The 16,686-nt window shown below is 71.8% G+C and carries 14 protein-coding genes; 9 read left to right on the top strand and 5 right to left on the bottom strand.

Annotated features, from left to right (window positions below):
- Positions 1-472: aromatic amino acid lyase (locus ABF401_RS04730; RefSeq protein WP_353508384.1), on the top strand; the 472-nt coding region annotated here is incomplete at its 5' end.
- A 37-nt stretch (positions 473-509) separates the two neighbouring features.
- A complete protein-coding gene (gene hutU, locus ABF401_RS04725) occupies positions 510-2,162 on the top strand; it encodes a urocanate hydratase (protein ID WP_353508383.1) in 1,653 nt (550 codons plus the stop codon).
- Here hutU and ABF401_RS04720 read toward each other — a convergent pair whose 3' ends face one another.
- Positions 2,163-2,654: an aminoacyl-tRNA deacylase gene (locus ABF401_RS04720; RefSeq protein ID WP_353508382.1), complete on the bottom strand. Its 492-nt coding sequence runs from the start codon at positions 2,652-2,654 to the stop codon at positions 2,163-2,165.
- Between the two features lie 31 nt (positions 2,655-2,685).
- Here ABF401_RS04720 and ABF401_RS04715 point away from each other — a divergent pair, with 31 nt between their 5' ends.
- From ABF401_RS04715 to hutI, 3 genes are read left to right on the top strand one after another with little or no spacing between them, the layout of a single operon-like run.
- The gene (locus ABF401_RS04715; RefSeq protein ID WP_353508381.1) at positions 2,686-3,933 is read left to right on the top strand and encodes an allantoate amidohydrolase; all 1,248 of its coding nucleotides are present in this window, start codon (positions 2,686-2,688) and stop codon (positions 3,931-3,933) included.
- Positions 3,930-5,267: a formimidoylglutamate deiminase gene (locus tag ABF401_RS04710; RefSeq protein ID WP_353508380.1), complete on the top strand. Its 1,338-nt coding sequence runs from the start codon at positions 3,930-3,932 to the stop codon at positions 5,265-5,267. Before ABF401_RS04715 ends, ABF401_RS04710 begins: the two co-directional genes overlap by 4 nt.
- Positions 5,264-6,481 (top strand): imidazolonepropionase, encoded by a 1,218-nt coding sequence (gene hutI / locus ABF401_RS04705; RefSeq protein ID WP_353508379.1) that lies wholly within the window; start codon positions 5,264-5,266, stop codon positions 6,479-6,481. Before ABF401_RS04710 ends, hutI begins: the two co-directional genes overlap by 4 nt.
- Positions 6,482-6,515: 34 nt before the next feature.
- Here hutI and ABF401_RS04700 read toward each other — a convergent pair whose 3' ends face one another.
- The gene (locus ABF401_RS04700) at positions 6,516-7,028 is read right to left on the bottom strand and encodes a dsRBD fold-containing protein (protein ID WP_353508378.1); all 513 of its coding nucleotides are present in this window, start codon (positions 7,026-7,028) and stop codon (positions 6,516-6,518) included.
- A 134-nt stretch (positions 7,029-7,162) separates the two neighbouring features.
- Here ABF401_RS04700 and ABF401_RS04695 point away from each other — a divergent pair, with 134 nt between their 5' ends.
- Positions 7,163-8,857 carry a GAF domain-containing sensor histidine kinase gene (locus ABF401_RS04695; protein ID WP_353508377.1) on the top strand — a complete coding sequence of 565 codons (1,695 nt, stop codon included), beginning with the start codon at positions 7,163-7,165 and terminating at the stop codon, positions 8,855-8,857.
- Positions 8,854-9,555: a response regulator gene (locus ABF401_RS04690; protein WP_353508376.1), complete on the top strand. Its 702-nt coding sequence runs from the start codon at positions 8,854-8,856 to the stop codon at positions 9,553-9,555. Before ABF401_RS04695 ends, ABF401_RS04690 begins: the two co-directional genes overlap by 4 nt.
- A gap of 180 nt (positions 9,556-9,735) precedes the next feature.
- Here ABF401_RS04690 and ppdK read toward each other — a convergent pair whose 3' ends face one another.
- Together ppdK and ABF401_RS04680 are read right to left on the bottom strand one after the other, a co-directional pair.
- Positions 9,736-12,483: a pyruvate, phosphate dikinase gene (gene ppdK / locus ABF401_RS04685; RefSeq protein WP_353508375.1), complete on the bottom strand. Its 2,748-nt coding sequence runs from the start codon at positions 12,481-12,483 to the stop codon at positions 9,736-9,738.
- Between the two features lie 125 nt (positions 12,484-12,608).
- Positions 12,609-12,818: a DUF1918 domain-containing protein gene (locus ABF401_RS04680; protein WP_353508374.1), complete on the bottom strand. Its 210-nt coding sequence runs from the start codon at positions 12,816-12,818 to the stop codon at positions 12,609-12,611.
- A gap of 143 nt (positions 12,819-12,961) precedes the next feature.
- On the opposite strand from ABF401_RS04680, the gene ABF401_RS04675 reads away from it, so the two are divergent.
- The gene (locus ABF401_RS04675) at positions 12,962-14,239 is read left to right on the top strand and encodes a sensor histidine kinase (RefSeq protein WP_353508373.1); all 1,278 of its coding nucleotides are present in this window, start codon (positions 12,962-12,964) and stop codon (positions 14,237-14,239) included.
- A gap of 17 nt (positions 14,240-14,256) precedes the next feature.
- A complete protein-coding gene (locus tag ABF401_RS04670) occupies positions 14,257-14,922 on the top strand; it encodes a response regulator transcription factor (RefSeq protein ID WP_502908193.1) in 666 nt (221 codons plus the stop codon).
- A 4-nt stretch (positions 14,923-14,926) separates the two neighbouring features.
- Here ABF401_RS04670 and ABF401_RS04665 read toward each other — a convergent pair whose 3' ends face one another.
- Positions 14,927-16,330, bottom strand: a complete 1,404-nt coding sequence (locus tag ABF401_RS04665; protein ID WP_353508371.1) for an MBL fold metallo-hydrolase RNA specificity domain-containing protein — start codon at positions 16,328-16,330, stop codon at positions 14,927-14,929.
- Between the last annotated feature and the right edge of the window lie 356 nt (positions 16,331-16,686).

Below are 16,686 nucleotides of genomic sequence, written 5' to 3'. Positions count from 1 at the left end.
CACCGACCGCATGCTGGACGTGGCCCGCAACCACGGGCTGCCCGCCTTCCTCGCCGACGACCCCGGCGTCGACTCCGGTCACATGATCGCCCAGTACACCCAGGCGGCGGTGGTCTCGGAGCTCAAGCGGCTGGCGGTGCCGGCGTCCGTCGACTCGATCCCGTCCAGCGCGATGCAGGAGGATCACGTCTCGATGGGCTGGTCGGCCGCGCGCAAGCTGCGCCGCTCCGTCGACGGTCTGACCCGGGTCCTGGCCGTCGAGCTGCTCACGGCGGCCCGGGCCCTCGAGCTGCGCGCTCCGCTCCAGCCGGCACCGGCGACCAAGGCCGTGGTCCGCGCCCTGCGCGAGGCCGGCGCGCCCGCACCGGGGCCCGACCGTTTCCTCGCCCCCGAGATCGAGATCGCTGTGCAGTTCGTCGCGAGTGGCGCCGCCGTCGCGGCGGCCGAGTCCGTGACCGGCCCACTCGGCTGAAGACCCCCACCGACCCCCAGCAAGGAAGGACATCGACATGGAAGGCGCCCGCCCCGTACGCGCCCCGCGCGGCACCAAGCTCACCGCCCAGCACTGGGGGGCCGAGGCGCCCCTGCGGATGCTGATGAACAACCTGGATCCCGAGAACGCCGAGCGCCCCGACGACCTCGTCGTCTACGGCGGGACCGGCCGTGCCGCGCGGGACTGGAAGTCCTTCGACGCGATGGTCCGCACCCTGACCACGCTCAAGCCGGACGAGACGATGCTCGTGCAGTCCGGGCGTCCGGTCGGCGTGATGCAGACGCACGAGTGGGCGCCGCGCGTGCTCATCGCCAACTCCAACCTCGTCGGCGACTGGGCGACCTGGCCCGAGTTCCGCCGCCTCGAGCACCTGGGACTGACGATGTACGGCCAGATGACCGCCGGATCGTGGATCTACATCGGCACCCAGGGCATCGTCCAGGGGACCTACGAGACGTTCGCGGCCGTCGCGGAGAAGCGCTTCGACGGGACGCTCGCCGGCACACTGACGCTCACCGCCGGCTGCGGTGGCATGGGTGGTGCCCAGCCGCTCGCGGTCACCCTGAACGGCGGTGCCTGCCTCATCGTCGACGTCGATCCGAGCCGTTTGGCGCGCCGGGTTGAACACCGATACCTCGACGAGGTGGCCGAGAGCCTCGACGACGCGGTCGAGAAGGCCGTGCGGGCGAGGGAGGAGAAGCGGGCCTGGTCCGTGGGCGTCGTCGGCAATGCCGCCGAGGTGTTCCCCGAGCTGCTGCGTCGCGGGGTGCCGATCGACATCGTCACCGACCAGACCTCGGCGCACGACCCGCTCAGCTACCTGCCCGAGGGGATCTCGCTCGAGGACTGGCACGAGTACGCCGAGAAGAAGCCCGAGGAGTTCACCGACCGGGCGCGGGCATCGATGGCGAGGCACGTCCAGGCGATGGTCGAGTTCCAGGACGGCGGGGCCGAGGTCTTCGACTACGGCAACTCGATCCGGGACGAGGCGCGGCAGGGCGGCTATGATCGCGCGTTCGAGTTCCCCGGCTTCGTGCCGGCCTACATCCGGCCGCTCTTCTGCGAGGGCAAGGGTCCGTTCCGCTGGGCGGCGCTCTCCGGGGACGCCAAGGACATCGCCGTGACCGACCGGGCCGTCCTCGACCTCTTCCCGGACAACGACCGGCTGCACAAGTGGATCCGTGGTGCGCAGGAGCGCGTGGCCTTCCAGGGGCTGCCGGCCCGGATCTGCTGGCTCGGCTACGGCGAACGGGACAAGGCCGGGCTCCGGTTCAACGAGCTGGTGGCCTCGGGCGAGATCTCCGCACCGGTCGTCATCGGGCGCGACCACCTCGACGCCGGGTCCGTGGCGAGCCCCTACCGAGAGACCGAGGCGATGGCCGACGGCTCCGACGCGATCGCGGACTGGCCGCTGCTCAATGCGCTGGTCAACACGGCCTCGGGGGCGTCCTGGGTGTCGATCCACCACGGCGGCGGAGTCGGGATCGGGCGCTCGATCCACGCCGGTCAGGTGTCGGTGGCCGACGGCACCGAGCTGGCTGCCGAGAAGCTGGCGCGGGTCCTGACGAACGACCCCGGCATGGGCGTCATCCGGCACGTCGACGCGGGCTACGAGCGGGCCGAGCAGGTGGCGAGGGAGCGCGGCGTCCGCGTCCCGATGAAGGAGTGATCAGGGCGTGCGCGTGCTCTCCTCGTCGGAGATGTCGGCGACCGTCGCGTCGAACTGGCGGATGACGTCGTCGCCGGCCACCGTGAGGCCGACGCCGTGGTCGCCGCCCCCGAGCGAGATGGTCCGGCCGCGCAGGTGGGTGTCGGCGATGACCGGCAGGGGCGTCGTCGACCCGAACGGCGTGATCGTGCCCCGCTCGTACCCCGTCACCGCCTTCGCCTCCGCTGCGTCGGGCATCGAGATCCGGTTCGTTCCCAGCAGCCGGCGCACCTTGGCCCACGAGAACGTCCGGTCGCCCGGCACGAGGACGAAGACGTGCTCACCCTCCGACACCCGGACGACGAGGGTCTTGATGAGGTCTCGCGGCTCGATGCCTCGAGCGGCCGCGGCCTCCTCCAGCGAGCGCACCCGGCCGTGGCGTGTCACCGTGTGGTCAATCCCGGCGGCCCGCACGGCCTCGATCGCCGGGGTGATCCGCTCGTCGTCCGTCATGGAGACAGCCTAAGTTGAGGGGGTGCAGTCGATGACGACGACGGGGTTCGACCCGATGTGGGCGGCGCTTGCACCCATCGGGCGGGACGGCGCCACCGGGGGCTACCGGCGCTTCGCCTGGACCCGCACCGACCACGACCTGCGTGAGTGGTTCGCGGCGGAGTGCGCGGACCGCGGCCTCGTCCTCACCGAGGACCGGGCCGGCAACCAGTGGGCCTGGTGGGGTGACCCGGACACGACGCCCGGGATCGTCATGGGCAGCCACCTCGACTCGGTCCCGGATGGAGGCGCCTTCGACGGTCCGCTCGGCGTCGTCAGCGCCCTCGCGACCGTCGACGCCCTCCGTGCGGCCGGCGTGACCCCGGCCCGCCCCATCGGCGTCGTCAACTTCGCCGACGAGGAGGGCGCCCGCTTCGGCATCGCCTGCGCCGGCTCCCGCCTCATCACCGGCGCCCTGGGCGCCGACCGGGCCCTCGGCCTCACCGACGGCGACGGCATCACGATGGCCGAGGCCTGGCGCGCCGCGGGCCGTGATCCCTCGACGCTCGGCCCCGACGCCGAGGCGCTCCGACGGGTCCACGCCTTCGTCGAGCTGCACGTCGAGCAGGGGCGGACGCTCGCGCTCGACCCCGACAGATCCCACGCGGTCGGCATCGGGACCGACATCTGGCCGCACGGCCGATGGCGCATCGAGATCCCCGGCGAGGCCAACCACGCCGGGACGACCCGTCTGGAGGATCGTCGCGATGCCATGCTCGGTCTCGCGACCGTCGTCCAACAGGCGAGGTCGTATGCCGCTGAGCTGGGTTGTGTCGCCACCGTCGGGAAGGTGCGGGTCGAGCCGGGAGGGGTCAACGCCATCCCGAGTCACGTGACCGCGTGGCTGGACGCGCGTGGTCCCGCGGAGCGCGCGGTCCGGGCCACCGTGGGCGGGGTCCTCACGGCCGCGGACGAGCTCGACGGAACGCACGAGGAGGAGTCCTGGACTCCGACGACCCGCTTCGACGCCGCGCTCCTGAGCCGATTGACCGGCATACTGCCTCATGCGCCCCTGCTCGGTACCGGAGCGGGACACGACGCGGGCATCCTCGCGACCCATGGGATCCCGACTGCGATGCTCTTCGTCCGCAACCCGACGGGGGTCTCGCACTCGCCGGCCGAGTTCGCCGAGCCCGAGGACTGCCACCGTGGGGTCGCCGCCCTGACAGCAGTCGTCACCGACCTGTGCACGTCGGACCATCGAGACCCAGGGACCCAGACGGAGGATCTGCAGGCATGACCACGTTTTGGTGCGAGAGCGCTTTCCTGACAAGGGGATTCGCCAAGCGGGTCCGGCTCGTCGTCTCCGGGGGCCTGTTCAGGGAGGTGCTCGTCGACGCGGACCCGGAGCCCAGCGACGTCATCCTTGAGGGCATCACGTTGCCCGGGATGGCCAACACGCACAGCCACGCCTTCCACCGGGCCCTGCGGGGGCGGGTCAATGGTGGTGGGGGCAACTTCTGGAACTGGCGCGAGCAGATGTACCAAGTTGCTGCCCAGCTCAACCCGGACACCTACCTCGCGCTCGCCCGCGCGGTCTTCGCGGAGATGGTGCTCGCGGGCTTCACCCTCGTCGGCGAGTTCCACTACGTGCACCATCGGCCGGGCGGCAAGAAGTTCGGCGACCCCAACGCGATGGGCCTCGCCGTGCGCCAAGCGGCGGACGAGGCCGGCATCCGGATGACCCTGCTCGACACGTGCTACCTCGAGGGCGGCCTCAACGGCGGCGGCTACGTCGAGCTGCATCCCGGCCAGCTGCGGTTCAGCGACGGCTCGGTCGACGCCTGGGCCGAGCGGATGCTGGCCCGCCGGGCCGAGAACGACCGGGTCCGCCTCGGCGCTGCGATCCACTCGATCCGCGCGGTTCGCAAGGAAGACCTGCCCAAGGTTGTCGAAGCCGCGGGCAGCATGCCGCTCCATGTCCACCTCTCCGAGCAGCCCGGCGAGAACATGGCCTGCCAGATGTACTACGGCTGCACCCCCACGGAGCTGCTCGACGAGGCCGGCGCGCTCGGCCACAACCTGACGAGCGTCCACGCGACCCACCTGACGGAGCGCGACATCGAGCTGCTCGGTGGCACAGGAACGGGAGCCTGCTTCTGCCCCACGACCGAGCGGGACCTCGCCGACGGCATCGGGCCGGGCCGCGCGCTCCACGACGCCGGCACTCCGCTCTCCCTCGGATCGGACCAGCACGTCGTCATCGACCCCTTCGAGGAGCTGCGCGGCGTCGAGATGCACGAGCGGCTCGTCACCAACGAGCGGGACCGGTTCACGCCCGCCGAGCTGCTCCAGGCAGCATCGTTCAACGGTTACCGCGCGCTCGGCTGGTCCGACGGCGGGCACCTGTCCAAGGGCGCGCTCGCCGACTTCGTCACGGTGCGGACCGACACGGTCAACACCGCTGGATCCGCCCCGGACCAGATCTTCTACTCGTGCGTCGCGTCCGACGTGTCCGCCGTCGTCGTCGGCGGCGACCTCGTCGTCCGCGACGGCCAGCACCGGCTCGGCGACGTCGGCCGCCTGCTCGGGTCGTCGATCGACCGGGTCGTCGGCACGGCGGTCGCCCCGTGAGCACGCTGCTCACGGGAATCGCGGAGCTCGTCACCAACGACCCGGCCTGGGGGGAGGGACAGGCCGACCCGGGCGACCGGCTCCTCGGGACGATCCGCGATGCGGCACTGGTCGTGGGGGACGGCGTCGGCGTGGCCGGCGGGCAGGTCATCGAGTGGGTCGGCCCGGCAGCGGACGCTCCGGACGCGGACGATCGCCGGGACCTCGGTGGGCGGGCCGTCATCCCCGGGTTCGTCGACTCCCACACCCACCTCGTCTTCGCCGGTGACCGCTCCGCCGAGTTCGCGGCCCGGATGACCGGCACGCCGTACGACGGCGGTGGCATCGCGGTCTCGGTCGCGGCGACCCGCGCCGCGACGGACGACGAGCTGCGCGCGCTGGTCGCTGGTCGCGTCGCGGAGATGCGGGCCCAGGGCACGACGACGGTCGAGATCAAGAGCGGCTACGGGCTCACCCTCGAGGACGAGCTTCGCTCCCTGCGGATCGCGCGCGAGTTCACGCCCCACACGACGTTCCTCGGCGCCCACGTCGTCCCGCCCGAGTACGCCGACCGCCGGGCGGACTACGTCGACCTCGTCACGGGACCCATGCTCGACGCACTCCTGGCCGACGGGCTGGAAGCGAGCCCAGCGGCATACGTCGACGTGTTCTGTGAGCCGCACTCCAAGCACGCGTTCGACGAGGAGGAGGCGCGCACGATCCTGACGGCAGCCCGGGCGCGCGGCCTCGCGCTACGCGTCCACGGCAACCAGCTCGGTCCGGGTCCCGGGGTGCAGCTCGCGTGCGAGCTCGGCGCGGCGAGCGTCGACCACTGCACGCACCTCACCGACGGCGACGTCGAGGCGCTTGCGGCCGCCCACGGCACGACGGTGGCGACGCTGCTGCCGGGCGTCGAGTTCTCGACCCGGTCGCCCTATCCGGACGCCCGCCGACTCATCGACGCCGGGGTCGATGTCGCCCTGGCCTCGGACTGCAACCCGGGCACCTGCTACTCGTCGTCCATCCCCTTCGCCATCGCCCTGGCCGTGCGGGAGATGGGGATGACCCCCGCCGAGGCGCTGTACGCCTCGACGGCCACGTCGGGCAGGTCGCTCGGGCTGGACCGGCGTCTCGCCGTCGGCGAGCCCGCCGAGCTCGCGGTGGTCAACGGTCCGAGCCACCTGCACCTGTCGTACCGCGCCGGCGTCCCACTCGTGAGGGCCTACGAGCCCTGAGGCCCTCGCCGAGGTGACGTCGCGCGGCCCCGGCTCAGATGGCCTTGATATGGGCCTCTTCGCCTGTCATCACCGAGACGTCCGTCTCGGCAGTCTCCATGAGCTTGTCGGCGAGGTGTCGCAGCGCGCGGGCCACGGCCACCTCGTCGCCGATCTCGGGCACCCCAACATCGTGCGATGACCGGTGTGCGGTGCCCCTCGCGCTGAGGGGGTCGGGTGCGTCCGCGATGAGGACGACGTTCGCGCTCGTCTCGTCACCCGACTCGAAGATCGACACCCGGACGTTCCACTCGCGGACGTGGCCCACCTCGGGGCTGTGCTGCGCCGTCACGGGCACCGATGACGGGATGGGAACCCCGGGCGCAGCGCCGATCCTCAGGACGGCACCGGGCCCGGGATAGATCAGTCCGGTGTGGCCATTCGACCAGCGCACGACGTAGGGCGGTGCACCCTTCGTGCCGCGAATCTCCAGGATCTCGCCGTCCCTCGTGGCTTCGTCGATGTGCTCGGCAGCGAGAATGATGCGGTCTCCGACTCGTGCGCGCATGATGGCCTCCTTGGATCCTGAACCGACGGAACCAGCACAGCAAAGCGGCTGACGACCAGGGAGGGCCGAAGGTCCCGATCATGCGCTCTGCGACGAAACGGCCCGAACGCGACGCCCCCGCATACGATCGGAGCATGGAATCGGCCGCGGTGTCGGGCGAGCAGGTCGTCGACGACCGGCTCGGCTCCTTCGTCGACGCCATCATGCCGCTGAGCGCCGACCTCGAGCTCCCGGAGGTGCTCTCCCGGATCGTGTCCGGCGCGTGCGAGCTCCTCGGCGCCCGGTATGGCGCCCTCGGCGTGCTGGGACGGGACGGACAGTCCCTGTCCGGGTTCCACACGCACGGGATCCGGCCCGAGCTGGCGGCGGCCATCGGGCCACCGCCGACGGGTCATGGGGTGCTCGGCGTGCTCCTCACCGATCCCCGACCCCTGCGCCTGCACGACCTGACGACCCATCCCAAGTCGGTGGGCTTCCCTCCGAACCATCCCCCGATGCGCACCCTGCTCGGCGCGCCGATCCGGATCCGCGACCGGGTCTTCGGCAACATCTACGTCGCCGAGAAGGTCGACGGTGGCGACTTCAGCCGCGACGACGAGGCGCTGCTCGTGTCGCTCGCCAGTGCCGCCGGCTCCGCTCTCGAGAACGCCCGCCTGCTGGCCCAGAGCGAGATCCGGCAGCAGTGGTCCGCTGCCACGAGCGAGCTCGTCCAGTCCCTGCTGGAGTCGGAGTCCGAGGACCCGTCGGTCGCCCTCATGGCGGCGCAGGTGCGGGACCTCAGCGGTGCGCTCGTCACAGCAGTGGCGGTGCTCGATGCGGTCGGGCGTCTCGAGATCCGGGCCATCGACCGGGGTCCCGCATCCAGCGGGCCATCGTCCGGGGAGCCGTCCGGAGCCATCCTCGGTGGCCGGCGGTGGGAGGAGCTGCTCGAGTCGCGTCAGCCGGTCTTGCACGTCCCGGGTGGGCCGATCGACCCGAGGGCCAGGCCGGCCGAGGAGGCCCGCGCCGTCCTGGGCCTCGATGCCACGACAGCGGTGGCGCTCGTGCCACTCGGCACGGGTCCGCGCGCCATCGGCGTCCTCGTCAGCGGCTGGGAGCGGCACGAGGAGTCGACCGCACGCGACGCCCTGCCGATGCAGACGACGTACGCCGTGCAGGCCGGTGTCGCGATCCTCGCCGCCCAGGCCCACGCGGACCGGGGACGGGTGGCACTGCTCGAGGAGCGCGAGCGGATCGCGCGCGAGATGCACGACAACGTCATCCAGCAGCTCTTCGCCACCGGGCTGTCGCTCCAGTCCGCGGTGCCGCTGGCCCAGCACCCCGTGGTCCGCAGCCGCCTGAGCAAGGCCGTCGACGACCTGGACCGGGCCATCCGGCAGATCCGCCAGGCGATCTTCGAGCTGCACACGGAGGACCCCGGTGAGAGCCTCCTCGGCACGCTGCGGGCCATCGCCGAGTCGTATGCCGTCAGCCTCGGCTTCGTGCCCGACGTGACGGTCTCTCGGGGGCTGGCGCCGCTGTCCGAGCAGCTGCGCGCCGACGTCATCGCGGTCGTCCGGGAGGGGCTGGCGAACGTGGCGCGGCACGCCCACGCCCGCTCGGCGACGGTCCGGGTCGACGGCCTGGACAGCGCGGGTGGCCTGTTCGTCGATGTCCTGGACGACGGGATCGGCTTCGACCCGGAGGACGCCCGCAGCGGCCTGGTCAACCTGCGAAACCGCGCGACCGCGCACGGAGGCACCTTGGACATCCGGCCCGGCCGGTCCGGTGGCACCGCGCTGAGCTGGCGGGTCCCGACTAACGAGAGAATGACCAGGGGGAAGAGATGAGCGAGGCGACGCCGACGGACGGGTCCGGCACAGACCCCATCAGGGAGCCCATCCGGGTCTACCTGCTGGACGACCACGAGATCGTCCGGCGGGGCCTGCGTGAGCTCGTCGAGAGCAGCCCGGACATGGAGGTCATCGGCGAGTCCGGCTCGGCACGGGAGGCGGCCCGCCGCATCCCCGCCCTGCTGCCTGATGTCGCCGTGCTCGACGTGCGCCTCCCCGACGGGTCCGGCATCGAGGTGTGTCGCGAGATCCGTTCGGTGGACCCCCGCATCAGGGCTCTCATGCTGACGTCCTACGACGACGACCAGGCGCTCGTGGCCTCCGTGCTCGCGGGCGCGTCCGGCTACCTGCTCAAGCAGCTGAGCGGTGAGGGGATCGTCGCCGCCATCCGGCGCGTCGCCGCGGGTGAGGACCTGTCGGACCATCCGCACGCGAAGGCGTTGCGCGACCGCTGGGCCTCGCACGAGGAGCGGGACCCACGGCTGAAGTCGCTCTCACCGGTCGAGCGCCGCATCCTCGACCTGGTCGCCGACGGCATGACGAACCGCCAGATCGGCGACCGCCTCCGCCTCGCCGAGAAGACGGTGAAGAACTACGTCTCGTCGGTCCTCAGCAAGATGGGCATGGAGACTCGCACCCAGGCCGCTGTCTACGCCGCGACACACCGCGAGCAGCCCGGTCCGCCGACCGGCTGACTAGCGGCGCTCGGCAGCGTTGGGTGGGCCCTTTGGACTACCACGGCGCGTGGTCGCGGCGACCTGGGGAGCACGAGCGCGCGTTTCCGCGGGTCCTCGTGGTAGTCCGTCGGCCCGCACGTCGGCTGGGAGCAGGGCTGGGCTGGGAGGCGCTCAGCGGCATACGGCATCCTCCTAGGATCACCTCGTGTCGGAGGTGGGATGCGCGCCGGCCGTGAGGACGGCCTGGCGGCCCGCCTCGAGCCGGGCCACGGGAACCCGCGGCGGCGAGCACGACAGGTAGTCGATGCCGGCCGCGGCGAAGAACCCGATCGACGCCGGATCGCCGGCGTGCTCGCCGCAGACCCCGAGCTCGAGATCCGGACGGGTGCGGCGGCCCTGCTCCACGGCCGTCCGGACGAGCGCCCCGACGCCAACCTCGTCGAGCGACTCGAACGGGTCGATGGCGATGATGCCCTGCTCGCGGTAGAGCGCGAGGAAACTCGCCTCGGCGTCGTCGCGGGAGATGCCCCACGTGGTCTGCGTCAGGTCGTTCGTGCCGAAGGAGAAGAAGTCCGCGTGAGCGGCGAGGTCTGCTGCGGTGAGCGCGGCGCGCGGCAGCTCGATCATGACGCCGACGGGGATGTCGACGGTCCGACCGTGCTTGGCACCGACCTCGGCGATGACGGCCTCGAGGCGTTCGCGGGCTGCCGTCAGCTCCGCCACCTCGGCGACGAGCGGCAGCATGACCTCGGGCCGGACGTCCCGGCCCTGCCCGACGAGCCGGGCGACGGCCTCGGCGAGCGCACGGACCTGCACCTCGGCCACCTCGGGGTGGACGAGGAGCAGCCGGACACCGCGCAGCCCGAGCATCGGGTTGGCCTCGTGCAGCCGTCGGACCGCGGCGAGCCGCTTCTCGGCCACCGGGTCGGCGGCCTCGCCCTTGGCAGCAGTGACTGCCGCGTCGACGGACAGGTCGACGAGGTCGGGGAGGAACTCGTGCAGCGGCGGGTCGAGCAGCCGGACGACGACGGGGAGCCCCTCCATGACGGTCAGCAGGGTGGTGAACTCGTCCAGGGCGGTGGCCTCGATCTCCGCCAGGGCGCCCGCCGCGTCCTCGTCGGTCACGACGCGCTCGACGAGCTGCCGGCGAGGACCCATGAGCATGTGCTCGGTGCGGCACAGGCCGATGCCCTCCGCGCCGAATCGGCGCGCCGCCCGGGCCTCCTCAGGGGTCTCGGCGTTGGCCCGGACTCCCATCGTCCGGGTCTTGTCGGCGTGCTCGAGCAACCGCAGCACGGCGCGAGCCGTGGGGTCGACGGGCTGGCCGGCCGCGTCGCTCGTCTCCCTCGGGGCCTGAGGTGAGGCCTGTTGGATCGCCGTCGCGACGACGCTCGCCTGGATCTCGCGGCTGCCCTCGAAGAGCTCGCCGGAGCTGCCGTCCACCGAGACGACGGTCCCCTCACGGAGGACATGGTCACCGTGGAAGGTGGCCACCCGTGCCGCCGGGTCGACGGCCATGACCTCGATCCCGGTCACGGCGGTCTTGCCGAGGCCCCGGGCCACGACCGCGGCGTGCGAGGTGAGCCCGCCGCGCGAGGTGATCACGGCCTTCGCGGCGAGCAGCCCGCCGAAGTCGTCGGGGCTCGTCTCCGGACGGGCCAGCACGACGTCGCGACCGAGGGCGGCCCACTCCATCGCTGTGGCGGCGTCGAAGACGAGCTGCCCGACGGCCGCTCCGGGGCTGGCCGCCAGTCCGGTGGCCAGCGGCGCGGCCTCGCCGACCCCGAAGGAGGGATGCAGCAGGGTCGTCAGCTGGTGGCCGTTGACCCGGGTGAGGGCTTCGTCGAGGTCGATGACGCCCTCGTCGGTGAGCTCGGACGCAATGCGGAAGGCGGCTGCCGGGCTGCGCTTGCCGAGCCGGGTCTGCAGGATCCAGAGACGGCCGCGCTCCACGGTGAACTCCACGTCGCAGAGATCCCGGTAGTGCCGCTCGAGCGCTTCGAGGTGCCGCGACAGCTCCGCGTCGATCTCGGGGTCGCGCCGGTGCAGCTCCGAGAGGTCCATCGGGCTGCGGACGCCGCTGACGACGTCCTCACCCTGGGCATCGGGCAGGTAGTCGCCGAAGGGTCCGGCTTCGCCAGTCACCGGGTTGCGCGTGAAGCAGACGCCGCTGCCGGAGCGCTCGCCACGGTTGCCGAAGACCATCTGGACGACATTGACGGCCGTCCCGAGGTCGTCGGGAATGCCCTCATGGGCTCGGTACAGGCGGGCCCGTTCGCCGTTCCAGGAGCGGAAGACCGCGCGGACCGCCTCGCGCAGCTGAATCCGCGGATCCTGGGGCAGCTCCTTGCCGGTCTCCTCGACGATGATCGCCCGGAAGTCGTGCGCGAGCCGCTGGAGGTGCGCCACGTCGAGCTCCGCGTCGGTGGCGACGCCGGCATCGGCCCGCGCCCGGGTCAGCAGGTCGTCAAAGCGCGCACCCTCGACGCCGAGGACGGTGCGTCCGTACATCTGGCCGAGCCGCCGGTAGCTGTCCCAGGCGAAGTGGGCCTCCCCACGCTCGGTCAAGGCGGCGACGACCTCGTCGTTGAGCCCGATGTTGAGGACGGTCTCCATCATGCCCGGCATGGAGAACTTCGCTCCGGACCGGACCGACACGAGCAGCGGTCGCTCCGGGTCGCCGAGCGTGAGGCCAGAGCGCTGCTCGAGCTCGGCCAGGGCGGTGTCGACCTGGTCCCACAGGCCCTCGGGGTCGCCACCGGCGGCGAGGAAGGCGCGGCAGGCGTCCGTCGTGACGATGAAGCCGGGCGGGACGGGCAGCCCCAGGCGGGTCATCTCGGCCAACCCGGCACCCTTGCCTCCGAGCAGTTCGGCCATCGTGCGATCGCCCTCGTGGAACTCGAGGACGAGCGGGCGGTCGGCGGTGGTGATGTCCGAGGCAGTCATGGCACTCTCCAGCTGTTGCACGGCGGGCCCTGCCTCAATGCGCAGGCTGACGAGGGGTCCCGCCTATTCGCATCCTGCGCCGCACACCCCATCGGGACAGAAGGGACTTTGGTCCCTGCCGTTCGTCACGTCTTGGGGTTGCCGGCCTCCGCCGACTCGCACTTGAGGACGGATCCCGGGCCCGGGTGGATGAGACCCGTGTGCCCGTCCGACCACTCGACGAGATACGGCGGAGCCCCGCCCTCGCCGTGCACCTCGCGGATCGTGCCCTCGCGGACGCGTCCGTCGACGTGCTCGGCCGCCATGGTGATTCGGTCTCCGACGGCTGCCTTCATGGATCCGGTCCTCCTCGAGACGGTCGACATCTACCGGTCCAAGCACATCACCTCGGTGCGTCCGTCGGAAGGGGTACGCGCGGATCGCCGGGGTCAGTCCCTGGTCTGACGCGCCGGCGTAGCGGGCCATCTAGGCTCAGGGCGTGAAGGAGGGCTCCGTCTACGACTGGTTCCAGCGTCGACCCTGGCTCCTCGACCTCCCGCTCGCTGTGGTGCTGGCGCTGGTGAACTCGCTCCCCTACACGGGCTCGCTGCCCGGCTACTGGGCTCTTCTCGGCCTCCTCTTCCTCACCCTTGCGGTGCGGCGGACCCGGCCCACCCTCGCGTTCGCCGCCGTCAGCCTTGCCTTGGGAATCCGGGTCGTCCCGGTGAGCAACGTCCTTCCGGGAGACGTCGCGTTCCTCGTCGCCCTCTACTCGCTCGCCGCCTACGAACCGAGGCGCTGGGTGCGCCTGTCCGGCTTGGGCGTGGCGGCGATCGGATCCGTGGTCGCGGGGCTCCGGTTCACCAACGTCAACGGCGAGTTCGTGAGCGGGACCGCCGTCGTCGCGACGACGGTCGCCTGCGCGACCGCGGCGCTCTCGGCCTGGATGCTCGGGGACCTCAAACGCACCCGCCTCCAGCGGATCGCCGACCTGCGTGAGCGGGCAGAGCGGGTCGAGCGCGAACGAGAGCGCGAGCTGCAGCTCGCTGCCCAGGAAGAGCGGGCGGCCATTGCGCGGGAGATGCACGACGTCGTCGCGCACGCGCTGTCCGTCATCGTCGTCCAGGCAGACGGGGCGGCGTATGCCGCTGAGCGCAGTCCCCGGGACACGGCGCCCCAGTCCGTGGCCGCCCTCAAGACAATCGGTGCCACTGCCCGGGACGCGCTGTCCGAGACCCGGCGGCTCGTCGGAGTGCTGCGTGATCCCACCTCGGGGGCCGAGCTGGCGCCGGCGGGTGGCCTGGGGCAGCTCGGTGACCTCGTCGAGCGGGTGCGCGCGGCCGGCATCCGGGTGTCGCTGCGGGACGAGCGCGATGGCGCGGATGAACTCGACGGACAGGGCGCCGTCCCCGTGGGCGTGGGCCAGGCGGCCTACCGCGTGGTCCAGGAGGGGTTGACCAACGTCATGAAGCACGCAGGTCCCGGAGCAGCCGCGGAGGTCACCGTCGAGCAGACTACCGGCGCGCTCAGGATCACCGTCTCGGACGACGGGATCGGCGCCGCCTCCGCGGACGACGGGCTCGGGCATGGCCTCCCCGGGATGCGGGAGCGAGTGTCGTTCCACGGCGGCGTGCTCACGGCCGGACCCCGCTCGGACGGCGGCTGGGAGGTGCGGGCGACCCTCCCGACGAGCGACGGCTCGACGCCGACGAAGCCCTGGACAGGAGTGCCGGCTGCCCGGGCGAACTACTGGGCAGCCCGGAAGGAGCCGCAGTGACTGACCGGATCCGGGTGATGATCGTCGACGACCAGGCCCTCGTCCGGGCAGGCTTCCGGATGGTCCTCGACGCCGAGCCCGACATCGAGGTGGTCGCCGAGCTGGGAGACGGTCAGGCCGCCCTCGATGCCCTTCCCGGGCGCGCCGTCGATGTCGTGCTCATGGACATCCGGATGCCGCGGCTCGACGGGATCGAGGCGACGAGGCGGATCCAGGCCCGCGGCATCCCCGACCGTCCGGGGCCAAAGGTCCTCGTCCTGACGACCTTCGACCTCGACGAGTACGTCTACGCAGCGCTGCGGGCCGGCGCCGCGGGCTTCTTGCTCAAGGACGCCGGGCCAACGGACCTGCTCGCGGCGATCCGCGCGGTGCACACCGGGGACGCGGTCGTCGCGCCGGGGCCCACGCGGCGGCTGCTCGACCGGTTCCTGCCGCTCATCGAGTCGCCGCCGTCCAATGAGGACCGTTCTCGACTCGACGTCCTGACCGAGCGCGAGCACGAGGTCCTCGTGGCGGTCGGACGCGGCCTCAACAACACGGAGATCGCCAGGTCCTTGTTCGTGGCAGAGGCCACCGTGAAGACCCACATCGGGCGCATCCTGGCCAAGCTCAGGCTGCGCGATCGGGTCCAGATGGTCGTTCTCGCCTACGAGACCGGGTTGGTCCGGGTCGGGGATCGCTGATCCCTCAGCTGACGAGAACGCGCTCGTGCAAGCGTGGGACGTTGACCGCGCAGTCGAGCTCGTCCCGGATCCGGTTTGCCAGGGCGCGGCTTGCCTCGGGCTCGCCGTGGACGACATGAACCGTCTCCGGCGGCTCGGGCAGCCCGGCCAGCCAGGCGACGAGCTCGTCCGCATCGGCGTGCACCGAGAAGTCGTCGAGCTGCAGGACCTCCGCACGGACGCGGACATAGCGGCCGGCGATCTTCAGCTCCCGGGCGCCGTCGGCCAGTGACCGCCCGCGAGTGCCCACGGCCTGGTAGCCGGTGAGCAGGATGAGGTTCCGCTCCTGCGGGAGCAGGTGTCGGAGGTGGTGGACGACGCGCCCACCTGTGGCCATGCCCGACGCGGAGACCATGATGCAGGGACTCCCCGGGTTGTTGAGACGCATCGACTCCTCCGCGGTTCGAGCCGCCCGGAGCTGGGTCATCCCGGCAAGCGCCGCCAGCACTCCGGGACGGACCTCGTCCCGGTGCGCAGGATTGCGATAGACCTCGAGGGTGTCGATCGCCATCGGGCTGTCCATCCACACCGGGACGTCGGGGATGTCGCCCCGCTCGAGCATTCCGGCGAGCGCGAGCAGGACGATCTCGGTCCGGTCCACCGCGAAGGCGGGGATGACCACGGATCCGTCGCGTTCGATGGTGCGGCGGATCGCCGCGGCCATCTCCGGGTGGGTGGGGTCGACCGCCGGGTGGCTCCGGTCGCCGTAGGTCGACTCGATGACGACGGTCCGGGACGCGAGCGGCGGCTCTGGGGCCGTGAGGATGGGGTGGGCGGGGCGCCCGAGGTCGCCCGAGAAGAGGACCGTTGCGTTGCCCGCCGTCACGTGCGGACTGGTGGAGCCGAGGACATGGCCGGATCGCAGGAGGGCGACCTCCAGATCCAGCTCCGGAGGGCCGTCGCCGAGCCGGAGCCGCCGTCCGGGTCCACTGGGCTGCATCAGCTTGATGGCACGCTCGGCGTCGGCACCCGTGTAGAGCGGAAGCGGCTCGGCATGCCGGGACCATCCGTACTTCGCCGCGTTGGCGGCCTCTTCCTCCTGGAGGTAGGCGCTGTCCCGCAGGATGATCCGAGCGAGGTCGGCCGTCGCCGCGGTGCAGTGGACCGGGCCGGAGAAGCCGTCCCTCGCGAGCCGAGGCAGGTAGCCGCAGTGGTCGAGGTGCGCGTGCGACAGCACGACGTCGTCAATCGTCGTCGGATCCACGGGTGGGGCCTCCCAGTTGAGGCGACGCCACTGCTTCTCCCCCTGGTAGAGACCGCAGTCGACGAGGAGTCGACGCCCGGCGTGCTCGAGGAGGAACTTGCTGCCCGTCACGGTTCCGGCACCGCCGAGGAAGGTCAGCGAGGTCGCATCCTGAGCCCTTCTCATCGTCATCACCGCCCACCCCCATCGTGGCGTGGGCGGCACGCAAGGGCGCGGAAACGTGGCGCAGGACTCAGAAGGGGGGTGGGTCGTTCCAGTCGGGGCGTTGCCGTCGTTCCCGGGCTTTGCGGGCGCGGCGCTGTCGGGGGGTCTCGGGTGGGCGCCGGGTCGGTGGGGCGGCCAGCGTCGCCGCCATCTGCGCAGCGGTGTCGGCTGCCGGCAGCGGGCCAACGAGGGCCAGCCCAGCGGCATACGGCATGACGCCAGGCACCCAAGGTCAGCTCGTGAGCTTCTTGGCCTTCTTCTCGACCTTCGCCTTGGCCTTTTCGAGCTTCTTGTGCTGCTTCTTCTCCTGGCGGCTC

The organism is Intrasporangium sp. (assembly GCF_040414665.1).
Classification (GTDB): Bacteria; Actinomycetota; Actinomycetes; order Actinomycetales; family Dermatophilaceae; genus Intrasporangium.
This window is presented reverse-complemented; position numbering and strand designations above follow the sequence as displayed.